We start from the raw sequence: 13,282 nt of genomic DNA, 5'->3' as shown, positions 1-13,282 counted from the left end.
ACTTAGGAGGCGGGGCTTTGCTCTTGCTCGTACTGCTCGTAAGCCGCGACTATCCGCTGCACCAGGGGGTGTCTAACCACATCGCGTACGCCGAAAAATGTGAAGCTGATACCTTCGACATCCTTCAACACTTTCAAAACATGTTTTAGGCCAGACATTTTTTCGTTGGGCAAATCGATTTGGGTGACGTCACCGGTAATCACCGCCGTCGAACCGAAACCGACCCGTGTCAAAAACATCTTGATCTGCTCGGTAGTGGTGTTTTGCGCTTCGTCGAGAATAATGAAAGAGTCGTTCAAGGTCCGACCACGCATGAACGCTAACGGAGCCACTTCGATGACGTTCTTTTCCAGTAGCTTTTCCACCCGCTCGAAACCGAGCATGTCATACAAGGCGTCGTACAACGGCCGCAGATAAGGATCGACTTTCTGCGCCATGTCGCCCGGCAAAAATCCCAGCTTCTCGCCGGCTTCCACCGCCGGCCGCACCAGCACAATCCGCCGCACCGTTTCGTTTTGCAGCGCCTCGACCGCGCAGGCCACCGCCAGATAAGTCTTGCCGGTGCCAGCCGGACCGACGCCGAAATTGATGTCGTGCGACAGGATTTTGCGCAGATAATCCTGTTGATTATGGCCGCGGCCCTTGATTACGCCGCGCTTGGTTTTTATCGCCACTTGTTCAACCCTGACCGGCGGCGTTTCCTGCATCAATTGGTCGATGCTGGCATCCTGCAAACTCAGATGCACTTGCTCCGGGGTAATTTCCTCGCGCTCGGTCAGCTCGAATAGCTTCTGGATCACCGCACACGCCGCCTTGACCGCGCCGTCGACGCCGGTGACTTTGAAATGATTGCTGCGATTGGCGATCTCGACATGCAAGCGTTGTTCGATCTGACGGATATGCGCATCCAATTGTCCGCAAAAGTTGGACAAGCGTTGCGCATCGGCAGGTAACAAGGTGATTTCTTGAGAAAAATGGCTGGCAGTTAACACTAGGCGGTCTGGGTAATTTTTTCGATGGACGATTCTACAAGGCGACCCCGTAGCGAGTTAGGCAAGGCTTCCATGATCAGCACATCGACGAATTGCCCGATCAAACGCGGGTGCGCGGCGAAATTAACCACTCGGTTATTCTCGGTACGCCCGGTCAGATGCAACGGATTTTTCTTGGAAATACCTTCCACCAAGACGCTTTGCACGCTGCCGATCATGGACTCGGAAATGGCCATGAACATCTCGTTCAAACGTCCTTTTAGCCGCTGCAAACGCTGTTCCTTGATTGCCATACTGACATCGTCGGCAAAGTTAGCCGCGGGCGTACCCGGTCTGGCGCTAAAGATAAAGCTATAGGAAAAGTCGTAACCGACTTCCTCGATCAGCGCCATGGTATCTTCGAAATCCTGCTCGGTTTCGCCGGGGAAACCGACGATGAAATCCGACGACAAGCTAATGCCAGGCCGCACGGCTTTGATTTTGCGCATGATCTCCAGATAATCCTCGCGGACGTGGCCGCGTTTCATCTCGGCCAAAATCCGATTACTGCCGCTTTGCACCGGCAAATGCAGATGATTGACCAACTGCGGAATCTCGGCAAAGGCTTCAATGATGTCGTCGCTAAATTCCAATGGATGCGAGGTGGTGAAGCGAATCCGGTCGATACCATCGACAGCGGCGACAAAATGCAGCAATAGCGCGAAACTGGCGCTGTCGCCGTCTTCCATCGCCCCGCGATAAGCGTTGACGTTCTGGCCTAACAGGTTGATCTCGCGCACGCCCTGTTTGGCCAAGGTTTCGATCTCGGCGATGACGTCGTTCAGCGGCCGACTGACTTCTTCGCCGCGGGTGTAGGGCACCACGCAGTAAGTACAGTATTTGCTGCAGCCTTCCATCACCGATACATAGGCCTTCGGACCTTCGGCACGCGGTTCGGGCAAGTTGTCGAATTTTTCGATTTCCGGAAAGGAAATATCCACCACATGCTTACTGCCGCTGCGCGCCTGGTTCAACAGTTCCGGCAAGCGATGCAGGGTTTGCGGACCGAAGACGATGTCGACATACGGCGCGCGCTTTTGTAGCGCCGCGCCTTCCTGACTGGCTACGCAGCCGCCGACACCGATGATCACTTCGGGGCGTTTGTCCTTGATTTTTTTCCAGCGCCCGACCGCGGAAAACACTTTTTCCTGGGCTTTTTCACGAATCGAACAAGTGTTCAGCAATAACACATCGGCGTGTTCCGGAATGTCCGTCAACTCCATGCCGTGCGATGCCATCAGTACGTCCCGCATCTTGTCGGAATCGTACTCGTTCATTTGACAACCGTTAGTCTGTATATAAAGTTTTTGCGCCATGCTTGATGAGATACCCCAACTACTCTCACTAACAAAAAACCCCCATCTCACGACGGGGGCTCCTAATGGCCGGATTATAAACCCAATTTTTGGCAAATGCTTGTTTTATACGGCAATCCCTACTTGCAAAGCCTCGAACCAATCCAGAAAACGCTTGACGTCGTCGCCCTTGAACATCCGGCCGTGTTGCGGCGCCAGAATCTGAATATCCAGTTTTCTGACCCGGTCTATCCAAGCTCGTTTGGCTTGATTGGAGGGCATCCAGCGTTGGTGAAAAAATCTCATTTTCTCGATATGGGTGTCAAAATTATCGACAAAAACCGGCCCGCCGGGCGCTTCCAAGGCGGCGCCGACATCGCCGGACATCAGAATTTTGGCCTGCGGGTCGTAAAGATGAAAGTTGGCGGACGAATGCAGATAATGCGCCGGCACGATTTGTAGTTCGGTAGCACCAAGATTGATGACGCCGCCATGATCGGGTATCGCGACGTATTCGATGGATTCGCAGCCGAAATGCCTTAAAAAACCTTCCCACAAAGCGGCGGCATGCAACTTGGCGTGCGGCAGCGCCTGATCCCACAAACCCAAGGACGAAATAATGTCAGGGTCCTGATGCGAAGCGAACAAATCGGTGATCTCCTCGACCGGCGCATGGTGCAACACCGCCGCCAGCATCGGCGCAAACAGTTCTATGCCGCCCGGATCGATCAACAAACAGCGATTGGCGGTTCTGACCATATACTGGTTGGTATCGATAATTTTCTCGGGCTTATGCGGATCGCGACCCAACATAATCCATTGGTACGCTCCCTCGTAAATTTTGGTCATTCTCATGCTAACGGTACCTCTAGGCAATGGGGGGTGACAGGGCTACTCGGCGATATTGATAACCGTCAACGCGCTCCGGCATTTGTGCACCTTATCGTTGATAATCTGCGCAGCATGATCGACGCTTTCGGCCACTGCTTGCAGACTTTGCAGGTATTCGCCAGCTTGCGAGGCTTCGATCCGGGAATTGGCGGCAATCACCCGCGCGGCTCTGGCCGGATGCATCACCTCGGCTAATTTGATCAGCAACTCGGAAACATGGGCGATAAATTCCCGATGACAAGTTTGAGCTTTTTGCCTGGCGTCTTGCAACGGTATCGCCAAGGAATCAGCATATCGCGCACCAACGGCCAATTGCTCGACGCGCTCGAAACGGCGACAGGCCTCGGTCATACGTTGTTCATTGACCGTCAACCGATAAAGCAGAAAGGCAAATTCGTTAATGCTATTGACCAATTCGATCGTGTCCTTGGCCAACTCGTTGATAAAATCGGTGATCGGCTGAAAACCCTTGGCCTTTTCGCCGGCACGAAAAGCGATAGCCTTGGCATTGGCCGCCGCCAAGGAAATTTCCTTGGCTACTTCCATCACCGCGCTCAGCTCGGCGGCAATGGATGCCACAGCGACAAACTGGGATTTGGCTTGATTGATATGCATATTCGCGAACCCTCGGATCGACGGTAAATTCGTTTAAAACTACCGAATAGCTTAGCCGACAAATAATGGCTCGTGCCATTAGTGTTTTTTATAAATGCGCGTCAAGCCGGGTTATTGCGCCGATAACGGGTCGGATCGGCCACGCCCAGATTTTGAAAACCGGCGGCCCGCAAGCGACAAGCATCGCAAACGCCGCAGGCCCGGCCGTCGACATCTGCCGAATAGCAAGAAACGGTATCGGCGTAATCGACGCCTAGCGCCATACCTTGCCCGATGATTTCGGCCTTACTCAGTGCTATCAACGGCGTGTGAATCTGAATTTTATGACCTTCGACGCCAGCCTTGGTACCCAGATTGGCCATATCCTGGAAGGCTTTGATGAACTCCGGCCGACAATCGGGGTAACCGGAATAATCGACGGCATTGACGCCGATAAACACATCGTGCGCATTCAACACTTCCGCCCAACCCAACGCAAAAGCCAGAAAGATAGTATTTCGGGCCGGCACATACGTCACCGGAATCCCGGCTTGCGGCGAAGTTGGCACATCGATCTTGGCGTCGGTCAAGGCCGAACCACCAATCGCGCTTAAGCCCAGATTGATAATCTTATGATCCGTCACCTGATAGCGTTGGGCTATTCTTTTGGAGGCTTCCAATTCGGCATTGTGGCGTTGACCGTAATCGAAACTCAAGGCGTAGCAAGTGAAACCTTGTTGCTTGGCCAGCGCCAATACCGTGACGGAATCCAAGCCGCCGGACAATAATATGATGGCTGGCCTGGATTTGGCCTTATTTTCCGCGCGCGTCATTCCAGAGAAATTTATGTAATTGAATTTGAAAACGAACCAGCAACTGATCCGCCAATATCCACTCGGCCAACTCGGTGGGTGACATCACATCCATCACCGGCGAAAATAGAATTTCGCAGAATTCAGGTAAATGATATTGTTCAAGCTGTTGCTTGGCCCATTGGTAATCGGCGTTATTGGCGATGACGAATTTAACCTGATCGCGAACCGTTAAATATTGAATGTTCTCGTAGCGATTGCGAGCCATCTCGCCGGAACTCGGCGTTTTTAGGTCCATCACCTTGCTGACCCGGCTATCGACAGTCGAAACATCCAACGCTCCGCTGGTTTCCAACGAAACATGGTAACCGGCGTCGAGCAACCGGACCATCAAAGGATTGCAAGCCGGTTGAGCCAGCGGTTCGCCGCCGGTCACCGTCACGTAGCGAGTGTTGTAGAGGCCGACTTGCCGCAAAATTTCGTCGATGCCGAGTTTTTCGCCACCGCTAAACGCATAAGCGGTATCGCAGTAGGAGCAGCGTAACGGACAGCCGGTCAAGCGAATAAATACGGTAGGTAGTCCCACCGTATTCGCCTCACCCTGCAAGGAATAGAAAATTTCGGTAATGCGCAGCGATTGATCCATCCGAACGCCGGCTTATTGAGGCATTTGCGCCAGTTTTTTCGCCGCCAGATGCGCCGCAGTGGTATCCGGATAACTGGTCGTCACCCTGGTCAGATAATCGCGAGCTTTTGCGATATTTTGGGTATCGAATTCGATATAACCCAGTTTCAACAGGGCATCGGGCACTTTGGAACTGTTGGGATATTGACTAACCACCTTGTTAAAAGCCGCGCGCGCCGCATCGAATTCGCGGTTGATCTTATAGGCTTCCGCCAGCCAATATTGCGAATTATCGGAAAACTCGCCGGCCGGAAAATCTTTCAGCAAATCTTGAAACATTTTAATGGCTTGAGCATTGTGGCCGTTACGCAAGGTATCGTAGGCCGCCTGATACCGCTCCTTCTCGTTGCCTGACGTCACCGTCGCGGCAGCAGCCTTGTTTTCAGCCACGGCCGCAGGGGCTTGCTGAGCAGGTGTCGGGCTGGCGACAGGCGCCGCCGGCGCAGGGCTGGGCGATACTGGTGCTGCTGTAGCCGGTTGAGCCGGGGTTGCCGCCCCAGGCGCTACCGCAGTCGCCTCTCCAGCCGCCGCTTGCGCTGCCGGAGTTTGACCTGGCTGCGCTTGCGCGCCTTGAGTACCCGCCGTCAAAGCCTGCATCCTATCGTCAAGATCGGAATACATATTGCTCTGTTTCCTTTGCAAATCGGCAATGGTCTGCGATTGCTCTTCGACCATGCCGCGCAATTGCTGCACTTCCGATTGTAACTGCTCCAATCTACCCAACACTTCAAAAATAGCATTGTCGGTTGGCGCGGCGGCCTGCTGCGCATAGCCGTTGGCCGCCGGGTACCCGGCGCTGTTGACTGGCGCGGCATCGGCTTCGGCGCAAAAGCCCAAGCCAAGACCCAACATCAGAAGCGCACGCTTACTCATTGATAGCCAACTTCCACGCGGCGATTCATTTGCCATGCCGATTCGTCGTGTCCGCCGGTAGCCGGTTTTTCTTCGCCATAGCTAACCACTTCCAATTGGCCGGCGGTGACGCCTTGCGAACGCATCATTCTTTCCACCGATTTAGCGCGTTGTTCGCCCAAGGCGATGTTGTATTCGCTGGAACCGCGCTCGTCGGCGTGGCCGGACAAAATCACGTGTTGATTGGGATGCGAAGCCAAATAACGCGCATGCGCCGCGACGACAGGCACGTAGTCTTGTTTGACTTGGCTGCTGTCCAATTCAAAGTAAATCACTTGTTTCGATAATGGGTTGTTAGGGTCGCTGAATTCGGGGCCCAAGTTAGCGCCGGAACCGGAACCAAGGCCAGAGCCTGAACCGAATTGGCTACCGGACATAGAGCCATCGGCATAGCCGCTGGTCGAAGCGTCGGTACCTTGGGTTGACTCGGCCAAACCTTCTTCTTCGGTTGAGCTGCAGCCGGTTGTTATCAAAATCGCAGTCATGGCTAAAGCCAAATAGGTTTTGTTAAATCTCATCAATTTTCTCCAGATATTAAGTAAAACTCAGGTATCGATAGTTTGAGGGCTATCGCGATCGCAATCAAGGTGCCCAGGCCGGTTCGCGGACCTCGCCACTCTCGAATGCCAATTTCTGTTGCATGGCGCCGTCGGTGGACACCACCGATAAAGCCGATCGACCGCCGCGATTCGCGGCAAACAAGACCATGCTGCCATTCGGCGCAAAGCTGGGCGACTCGTCCAGATTGCCTTCAGTCAATACGTTGACGGTACGCGAGGCCATATCCATGACGGCTATCTTGTAACCACCGCCACTGCCGGTGACCATCGCCAGGCTTCTGCCGTCGGCGGAAAAACGGCCCCTGGCGTTGTAATCGCCCTGGAAAGTTACGCGACTGGCTTTGCCGCCGGAAGCAGGCATCAGGTAAAGCTGCGGTTTGCCGCCCTGATCGGAGGTAAATAATATAGAGCTGCCGTCCGGCGACCAAGTCGGTTCGGTATCGATCGATAAACCGCTGGTCAAGCGAGTCAACGACCGGCTACCCAAATTCAACACATAAACATCCGGGCTGCCGTCCTTGGACAAGGTCATTGCCAGACGACTGCCATCCGGTGAAAAAGCCGGTGCGCCGTTGATGCCCGGATACGAGGAAACACTCTCGCGCTGTCCGGTTGCCAAAGTTTGCATCCAAATTTCCGAACGCTTGGTATGGAAAGACACATAAGCGATTTTGCTGCCGTCCGGCGACCAGGCAGGCGCCATGATCGGTTCCGGCGACTCGGCGATGGTGCGCGGGTTATAGCCGTCGGCGTCCGCCACTTGCAGCATATATTGTTTACCGTTGCCGCGACCGACGCTGGTCACATAGGCGATACGGGTATTAAACGCACCCTTGCGACCGGTGAGTTTTTCGTAAATCAAATCGCTGATGTGATGCGCGGCACGGCGCAATTCGTTGGCACCCGCCGTCAAACGATAGCCCATCAGCAACTGGCCGTTATGAACGTTAAACAGATGAAACTGAATGTTGTAGCTGCCGCCGTTGCCGACCACCTGGCCTATCGCCATGTAATCTTGACCCAGCACCTGCCAGTCCTTGAAATTGATACGTTCCGGCTCGCTGGGCTTGGTCAGCATATCGTCTTCGGGCAAGGCTTTGAAAAAACCGCTGCCGCCCAAATCCGAACTAATCACATCGGCTAATTTGACGTTGCCGATAGAGCCTTGTTGGGCAAACGGCACAATCGCGATGGGTACCGCGGTTTGCGAGCCTTTGGTAATTTCGATGGTTAAACCGGCCGCCTGCGCCACTGTGAGCATACCAGCCAACATACCGCCGACTAAAATTCTTGTGATTAACATCATTCTCTCGTTTCCGTTTACTGATTATTCCGGTTTAAACACGAAGGTGAAAACTCTAAATTCCTGATTAAACAAATTCCTATCTTGAGGCACTGGCAACGGCGAGGCTTTTCTCACCGCGTTTTCGGCCGACCGGTCAAAAATCGGATCGCCGCTGCTGCTGATTACTACAGCATCCATCACATCGCCGCTAGCTAACAATTTTACCTGAATTGTGCATTTCAAGCCTTGTGTCGCGTTGATTGGCCGCGTCCAGGCACCCTCCACTTTTCGGGCGATCATCTGTTTGGCTGAATCGACAGCCTGCTTATCCGATGCAGCTTTTGCCGCAGCCGCCGCAGCGGCTTCTGCAGCTTGCCTATCTTTTTCGGCTTTCTCTGCAGCCGCTATCGCGGCTTGGCGTTCTTGCTCGGCTTTAGCTTTTGCCGCCGCTTCGGCCGCCAGTCGTTCTTTCTCGGCCTTCTCGGCTTTTTCCGCCGCCAACTTGGCTTGGCGCTCCTTTTCGGCCTTGGCTTTAGCCTCCGCTTCGGCAGCTATCTTGGCTTGCCGATCTTTTTCCGCTTTCTCGGCGGCTAATTGTTTTTCCTTCTCGGCTTTGGCCCTGGCCTCGGCTTCGGCGGCTTGCTTGGCTTTTTCCGCCTTTTCGGCGTTAAGCGCGGCTTGTTTTTCCTTATCGGCCTTGGCTTTTTCCTCGGCCAACTGCTGATCCTTTTCCGCTTTAGCCTTGGCTTCGGCTTGTTTTAGTTGTTCTTGCCGCTTGGCTTCCTCGGCTTTTTGTTCCTGTAATTTTTTTTGCTGCTCCAGAGTTTTTTGTTCCTGCAACTTCTTTTCTTGCTCCAGCTTTTTGACTTCGGCTTCCTGCTGCTGTTTGGCCCGAGTTTGTTCCGCTAGCTTTTGTTCCTTGAGCTTGGCTTCGCGCTCCACTTCCTGCTGTTTTTGTTTTTCCAGCTGTTTTTGTTTCTCGACTTCCTTTTGCTTTTCCAGCTCCGCTTGCTTCTGTTTTTCCGCTGTCTCCTTTTGCTTCTCCAACTCGGCCTGTTTCTGCTTTTCGGCGACTTCCTTGGCTTTTTTCTCTTCCAGAGCTCGCCGTTCCTTGGCTTCCTCTAACTTTTTTTCCTCTTCCTTGCGCTTGGTTTCCAGTTGCTCTTGTTTCTTCTGCTCTTCCAAAGCCTCTTGCTTGCGTCGCTCGGCGGCTTCCTGGATTTTTTGCTCTTCGAGCACGCGCTGCTTTTTAGCTTGCTGCAAGGCCTGTTCTTCGGCCTTTCGGGCATTTTCCAGCTGTTGCTGATGCTCGACGTCGGCTTGGTGCTTATTGGCTTCGTTTTGTTTCAAGCGCTCGGCTTCGGCGTCTATTTCCGCGCCATCCATCACGGTTGCTTCGATAATGTCGGCCGGTGGCGAGGTTTGCGCCGTATCGCTGTCGGTCAAGAAGCTAATACTGAACAACAACACGATCAGGATATGTAAAGCAACCGCCAATACAAACGAGGGTTTGAAGTTTCTCATGCGCTATGGTTATTTACTGTCTGGCGGAGGCGCGGTCATCAAGCCGACTTTAGGCGCGCCGGTTTTTTTGAGTTCGACCATCACTTTGACGATGCTGCCATAATCCACTTCATGGTCACCGCGTACATAAAGCTGGGCTTTGGGATTGTTTCTGAATACCGCCGCCACTCGGGTTTTGACGGTATCGACATCAACCGGGGTATCGGCTTCTTCGTCGCCATTGCCGATATCGACATACAAACTGCCGTCTTTCTTGATCGAGACGATCACCGGCACCTGATCCTGCAAATCCACCGACTCGGCTTCGGCTTGCGGTAACTCGACATCGACACCGGTTTGTACCAGCGGCGCGGTGATCATGAATATCATCAACAGCACGAATGTGACGTCGATATAGGGCACGACGTTGATTTCAGCCATTACCCCGCGTTTTTTACGCGATCTGCGATTGCTGCCGCCTACATTCATTTGCTGTGCGCCTGTCTTTGCAGTAATACCACGAACTCGTCGACGAATAACTCATAACGGCCGGCCAAACGATCCAAGCGGGTGGAGAAACGGTTATAGGCAATAACCGCCGGAATCGCCGCAAACAAGCCGATCGCGGTGGCGATCAAGGCTTCGGAAATACCCGGCGCGACATTGGCCAAGGTGGCATTTTTAATCTCCCCCAAGGCGCGGAACGAGTTCATGATGCCCCAGACGGTACCAAACAGGCCGATATACGGACTGGTGGAACCGACTGTCGCTAAAAACGGCAAAGTCTCGTCGAGCCTATCCAGCTCGCGGGATAACTCGATCCGCATCGCCCGCTGCGCGCTTTCCACCTGTACCGAGGGTTCGACATCGCCTTTCTGGCGCATCCGCGCGAATTCGCGGTAACCGGCCAGGAAGATTTTTTCGATACCTTCCGGCTCGAACCGGTCGCTGGACATTTTTTTATACAACTCGGCCAGACCGACACCCGACCAAAATTCGTCTTCAAAATCGTCGGTAATCTCGATGGCCTTGCTGAGTTCCTTACGCTTGGAAAAGATGAAGGTCCATGACGCAACCGATGCCGACAGCAAAATGAACATGACAAACTGAACGACGATACTGGCTTCTTTGACCAGCGTCAGGATGGATAAATCGGTATTCATTGGTTTAATTGTTCCAAAATAGCAGAGGGAATAAGTTTGGGCTTCATGCTGTGCGCATCAAGACAGGCAATTCGAATTTCAGCATTGCATAACAAGTCCTGTTGCCGGGTAATCGATTGCTCAAAGGTGAAATTGGTTTTTTTATGTTCAATGACTTTTGCGCTCACATCCAACAATTCGTTGAAACGGGCGGGTTTTAAATAGTCGACTTTCACCGAGCGGACCACGAAAATCAGGTTTTGTTCAGCCATCAGGCTATCCTGTTCAAAGCCCAAGCTACGCAGCATTTCGGTTCTGGCGCGTTCAAAAAATTTCAAATAATTGGCGTAAAACACTACGCCGCCGGCATCGGTATCTTCGTAATACACTCGTACCGGCCAGTTAAATTCTTTCATTCGTCTCTTAACGAATTATTAACGATCAAAAAGGTCATCGGTACCGGGTTGTTGCCTAGGCGCTGGCAAGCCAAAATGGCTGTAAGCCTTGTGCGTCACCACCCGACCTCTCGGGGTACGCATGATAAAACCCTGCTGCAACAGATAAGGCTCCAACACATCTTCCACCGTGCCGCGCTCTTCGCTGATCACCGCCGCCAAGGTATCCAAACCGACCGGACCGCCTTGAAAATGTTCGATCATGGCCGTCAACAGTTTACGGTCCAGCATATCGAAACCTTGCAGATCGATTTTCAACATCTCCAATGCCTGCTGGGCAATCTCGCGAGTCACGGTGCCGTTGCCTTTGACTTCGGCGAAGTCGCGAACTCTGCGCAACAACCGGTTAGCAATCCTCGGCGTACCGCGCGAGCGGCAAGCGATTTCGTCCGCGCCACCACTGTCCATGCCTATATTCAACAGTTTCGCCGACCGACTGACAATGCTGGCCAGCTCGTCGACGGTGTAAAACTCAAGGCGTTGGACGATACCGAAACGGTCGCGCAAAGGCGATGTCAACAAACCGGCTCGGGTGGTGGCGCCTATCAGCGTAAACGGCGGCAAATCCAGCTTGATCGAGCGGGCGGCCGGGCCTTCGCCTATTATAATATCAATTTGGTAGTCTTCCATAGCCGGATACAGCACCTCTTCGACCGCCGGGCTGAGCCTATGGATTTCATCGATGAATAACACGTCGTGCGCTTGCAGATTGGTCAGCAAAGCCGCCAAATCGCCGGCTTTATCCAGCACAGGACCGGAAGTTTGGCGAATGTTGACGTTCATTTCCATGGCAACGATATTGGCCAAGGTGGTCTTACCCAACCCCGGTGGCCCGAAGATCAATACATGATCCAGCGCTTCCGAGCGCGTCACCGCCGCCTGAATAAAAATTTCCATTTGCTGGCGCAGCTCTTTTTGACCGACATAATCTTTCAGGCGCTTGGGGCGAATCGCCCGATCGACGCGTTCTTCGTCGTTATTGCCTTGCGCGGTCACCAAACGGTCGCTTTCGATCATTTAACCGCACCGCGTAGCGCCAGCCGAATGATGTCCTCACAGCTTTTATCCTCGACGGCAATCGCTTGCACCATCCGCGCCGCATCCTGCGGCTTATAACCCAAGGCGCACAACGCGCTAATCGCTTCCTGCTTGGGACTGGCCGATGAGTTGGTCGCCGGACCGGATCGATCAAGCGACACCGACAGTTTGCTCAATTCCGGCAAGCGGCCGCGCATTTCGATAATCAAGCGCTCGGCGGTTTTTTGGCCGACGCCCGGCAAGCGTACCAAACCTTTGACATCGTTATCGTCGACGCAGCGATAAAATTCTTCGGTGCTTTGCCCGGACAATATCGTCAACGCCAGCTTCGGACCGACCCCGTTGACCTTGATCAAGGTCCTGAACAGCATGCGTTCGTTTTCGGTGGCAAAGCCGAACAAGATATGGGCGTCTTCCCTCACCACCAGATGGGTATGCAGCTTGACTTCCTCTCCCAGCGCCGGCAGGTCGTAAAAGGTGTTCATCGGCGCTTCCACTTCATAGCCGACACCCTGCACATCCAGCAATAGCTGCGGCGGCGCCTTGTGGATCAAGCGGCCGCGTAAAAAGCCGATCATGAACTTACCTTCTGCAAGCGCATTGCGGTTTCCTGATAATGGCTGTGGCACAAACCGATCGCCAGCGCGTCGCTGGCGTCGATTTGCATATCACCTTGAATACTCAACAAAATTTTCACCATGTGCTGGACTTGCAGCTTATCGGCATTACCTTTACCCACCAAGGCCTGCTTCACCTGCCGCGCGGCGTATTCGAACACCGGCAAATCTCGATTCAGCGTGGCGCAAATAGCCGCACCGCGCGCCTGGCCCAGCTTTAAGGCCGAATCGGCGTTCTTGTGCATGAATACTTGCTCAATGGCCATTTGCTCAGGCCGGTACAATTCGATGACTTGACTGACACCGTCGAAAATCTGCTTCAAGCGCTCGGGGAACTGGTCGGACTTGACCCGAATACAGCCGCTGGCCACATAACGAATGCCGCGCGGCGTGGACTCCACCACCCCGTATCCGGTGATGCGCGAACCTGGATCGATACCTAAAATTCTGGTCAACAGTGTA

At 53.5% G+C, this 13,282-nt stretch carries 16 protein-coding genes; all 16 read right to left on the bottom strand.

Features of this window, described 5'->3' with window-relative positions:
• Window positions 1-2: 2 nt before the first annotated feature.
• Window positions 3-992 carry a PhoH family protein gene (locus tag QZJ86_RS03960; protein ID WP_301936606.1) on the bottom strand — a complete coding sequence of 330 codons (990 nt, stop codon included), beginning with the start codon at window positions 990-992 and terminating at the stop codon, window positions 3-5.
• Window positions 992-2,347 carry a tRNA (N6-isopentenyl adenosine(37)-C2)-methylthiotransferase MiaB gene (gene miaB, locus QZJ86_RS03955; protein WP_301936605.1) on the bottom strand — a complete coding sequence of 452 codons (1,356 nt, stop codon included), beginning with the start codon at window positions 2,345-2,347 and terminating at the stop codon, window positions 992-994. Before miaB ends, QZJ86_RS03960 begins: the two co-directional genes overlap by 1 nt.
• Window positions 2,348-2,452: 105 nt before the next feature.
• Complete coding sequence (locus tag QZJ86_RS03950) at window positions 2,453-3,181, bottom strand: oxygen-binding di-iron domain-containing protein (RefSeq protein ID WP_301936604.1); 729 nt, start codon at window positions 3,179-3,181, stop codon at window positions 2,453-2,455.
• Window positions 3,182-3,217: 36 nt separating this feature from the next.
• Window positions 3,218-3,832, bottom strand: a complete 615-nt coding sequence (locus QZJ86_RS03945; RefSeq protein WP_301936603.1) for a chemotaxis protein — start codon at window positions 3,830-3,832, stop codon at window positions 3,218-3,220.
• A gap of 101 nt (window positions 3,833-3,933) precedes the next feature.
• Window positions 3,934-4,644, bottom strand: a complete 711-nt coding sequence (gene queC / locus QZJ86_RS03940) for a 7-cyano-7-deazaguanine synthase QueC (protein ID WP_301936600.1) — start codon at window positions 4,642-4,644, stop codon at window positions 3,934-3,936.
• Window positions 4,625-5,269, bottom strand: coding sequence for a 7-carboxy-7-deazaguanine synthase QueE (gene queE, locus QZJ86_RS03935; protein WP_301936598.1), 645 nt, complete (start codon window positions 5,267-5,269; stop codon window positions 4,625-4,627). Before queE ends, queC begins: the two co-directional genes overlap by 20 nt.
• Window positions 5,270-5,281: 12 nt before the next feature.
• Complete coding sequence (ybgF, locus tag QZJ86_RS03930) at window positions 5,282-6,181, bottom strand: tol-pal system protein YbgF (protein WP_301936597.1); 900 nt, start codon at window positions 6,179-6,181, stop codon at window positions 5,282-5,284.
• A complete protein-coding gene (gene pal, locus QZJ86_RS03925) occupies window positions 6,178-6,738 on the bottom strand; it encodes a peptidoglycan-associated lipoprotein Pal (protein WP_301936596.1) in 561 nt (186 codons plus the stop codon). The genes ybgF and pal overlap by 4 nt, the downstream gene beginning before the upstream one ends.
• Before the next feature lie 64 nt (window positions 6,739-6,802).
• Window positions 6,803-8,086, bottom strand: coding sequence for a Tol-Pal system beta propeller repeat protein TolB (gene tolB, locus QZJ86_RS03920; protein WP_301936595.1), 1,284 nt, complete (start codon window positions 8,084-8,086; stop codon window positions 6,803-6,805).
• 21 nt (window positions 8,087-8,107) lie between these two features.
• Window positions 8,108-9,589 (bottom strand): cell envelope integrity protein TolA, encoded by a 1,482-nt coding sequence (gene tolA, locus QZJ86_RS03915; RefSeq protein ID WP_301936594.1) that lies wholly within the window; start codon window positions 9,587-9,589, stop codon window positions 8,108-8,110.
• 9 nt (window positions 9,590-9,598) lie between these two features.
• Window positions 9,599-10,009: a protein TolR gene (gene tolR, locus QZJ86_RS03910; protein WP_225587463.1), complete on the bottom strand. Its 411-nt coding sequence runs from the start codon at window positions 10,007-10,009 to the stop codon at window positions 9,599-9,601.
• A gap of 44 nt (window positions 10,010-10,053) precedes the next feature.
• Complete coding sequence (gene tolQ, locus QZJ86_RS03905) at window positions 10,054-10,731, bottom strand: protein TolQ (protein WP_301936592.1); 678 nt, start codon at window positions 10,729-10,731, stop codon at window positions 10,054-10,056.
• Entirely contained in the window at window positions 10,728-11,126 is a 399-nt protein-coding gene (gene ybgC / locus QZJ86_RS03900) for a tol-pal system-associated acyl-CoA thioesterase (RefSeq protein WP_301936590.1), read from the bottom strand. Before ybgC ends, tolQ begins: the two co-directional genes overlap by 4 nt.
• Window positions 11,127-11,144: 18 nt before the next feature.
• A complete protein-coding gene (ruvB, locus tag QZJ86_RS03895; protein ID WP_301938907.1) occupies window positions 11,145-12,179 on the bottom strand; it encodes a Holliday junction branch migration DNA helicase RuvB in 1,035 nt (344 codons plus the stop codon).
• Complete coding sequence (ruvA, locus tag QZJ86_RS03890; protein WP_301936588.1) at window positions 12,179-12,781, bottom strand: Holliday junction branch migration protein RuvA; 603 nt, start codon at window positions 12,779-12,781, stop codon at window positions 12,179-12,181. Before ruvA ends, ruvB begins: the two co-directional genes overlap by 1 nt.
• Window positions 12,778-13,275: a crossover junction endodeoxyribonuclease RuvC gene (gene ruvC, locus QZJ86_RS03885; RefSeq protein WP_301936586.1), complete on the bottom strand. Its 498-nt coding sequence runs from the start codon at window positions 13,273-13,275 to the stop codon at window positions 12,778-12,780. The genes ruvA and ruvC overlap by 4 nt, the downstream gene beginning before the upstream one ends.
• Window positions 13,276-13,282: the final 7 nt, after the last annotated feature.

Origin of the sequence: Methylomonas montana (genome assembly GCF_030490285.1) — a bacterium.
Lineage (GTDB): Bacteria > Pseudomonadota > Gammaproteobacteria > Methylococcales > Methylomonadaceae > Methylomonas > Methylomonas montana.
This window is presented reverse-complemented; position numbering and strand designations above follow the sequence as displayed.

What these genes read in the sequence shown, in the direction of transcription:
- tolQ (WP_301936592.1), bottom strand. Translation starts at nt 10,731, where the DNA reads ATGAATACCGATTTATCCATCCTGACGCTGGTCAAAGAAGCCAGTATC.
- queC (WP_301936600.1), bottom strand. Translation starts at nt 4,644, where the DNA reads ATGACGCGCGCGGAAAATAAGGCCAAATCCAGGCCAGCCATCATATTA.
- ruvA (WP_301936588.1), bottom strand. Translation starts at nt 12,781, where the DNA reads ATGATCGGCTTTTTACGCGGCCGCTTGATCCACAAGGCGCCGCCGCAG.
- QZJ86_RS03950 (WP_301936604.1), bottom strand. Translation starts at nt 3,181, where the DNA reads ATGAGAATGACCAAAATTTACGAGGGAGCGTACCAATGGATTATGTTG.
- tolR (WP_225587463.1), bottom strand. Translation starts at nt 10,009, where the DNA reads ATGGCTGAAATCAACGTCGTGCCCTATATCGACGTCACATTCGTGCTG.
- miaB (WP_301936605.1), bottom strand. Translation starts at nt 2,347, where the DNA reads ATGGCGCAAAAACTTTATATACAGACTAACGGTTGTCAAATGAACGAG.
- tolB (WP_301936595.1), bottom strand. Translation starts at nt 8,086, where the DNA reads ATGATGTTAATCACAAGAATTTTAGTCGGCGGTATGTTGGCTGGTATG.
- ybgC (WP_301936590.1), bottom strand. Translation starts at nt 11,126, where the DNA reads ATGAAAGAATTTAACTGGCCGGTACGAGTGTATTACGAAGATACCGAT.
- tolA (WP_301936594.1), bottom strand. Translation starts at nt 9,589, where the DNA reads ATGAGAAACTTCAAACCCTCGTTTGTATTGGCGGTTGCTTTACATATC.
- ybgF (WP_301936597.1), bottom strand. Translation starts at nt 6,181, where the DNA reads ATGAGTAAGCGTGCGCTTCTGATGTTGGGTCTTGGCTTGGGCTTTTGC.
- pal (WP_301936596.1), bottom strand. Translation starts at nt 6,738, where the DNA reads ATGAGATTTAACAAAACCTATTTGGCTTTAGCCATGACTGCGATTTTG.
- QZJ86_RS03945 (WP_301936603.1), bottom strand. Translation starts at nt 3,832, where the DNA reads ATGCATATCAATCAAGCCAAATCCCAGTTTGTCGCTGTGGCATCCATT.
- queE (WP_301936598.1), bottom strand. Translation starts at nt 5,269, where the DNA reads ATGGATCAATCGCTGCGCATTACCGAAATTTTCTATTCCTTGCAGGGT.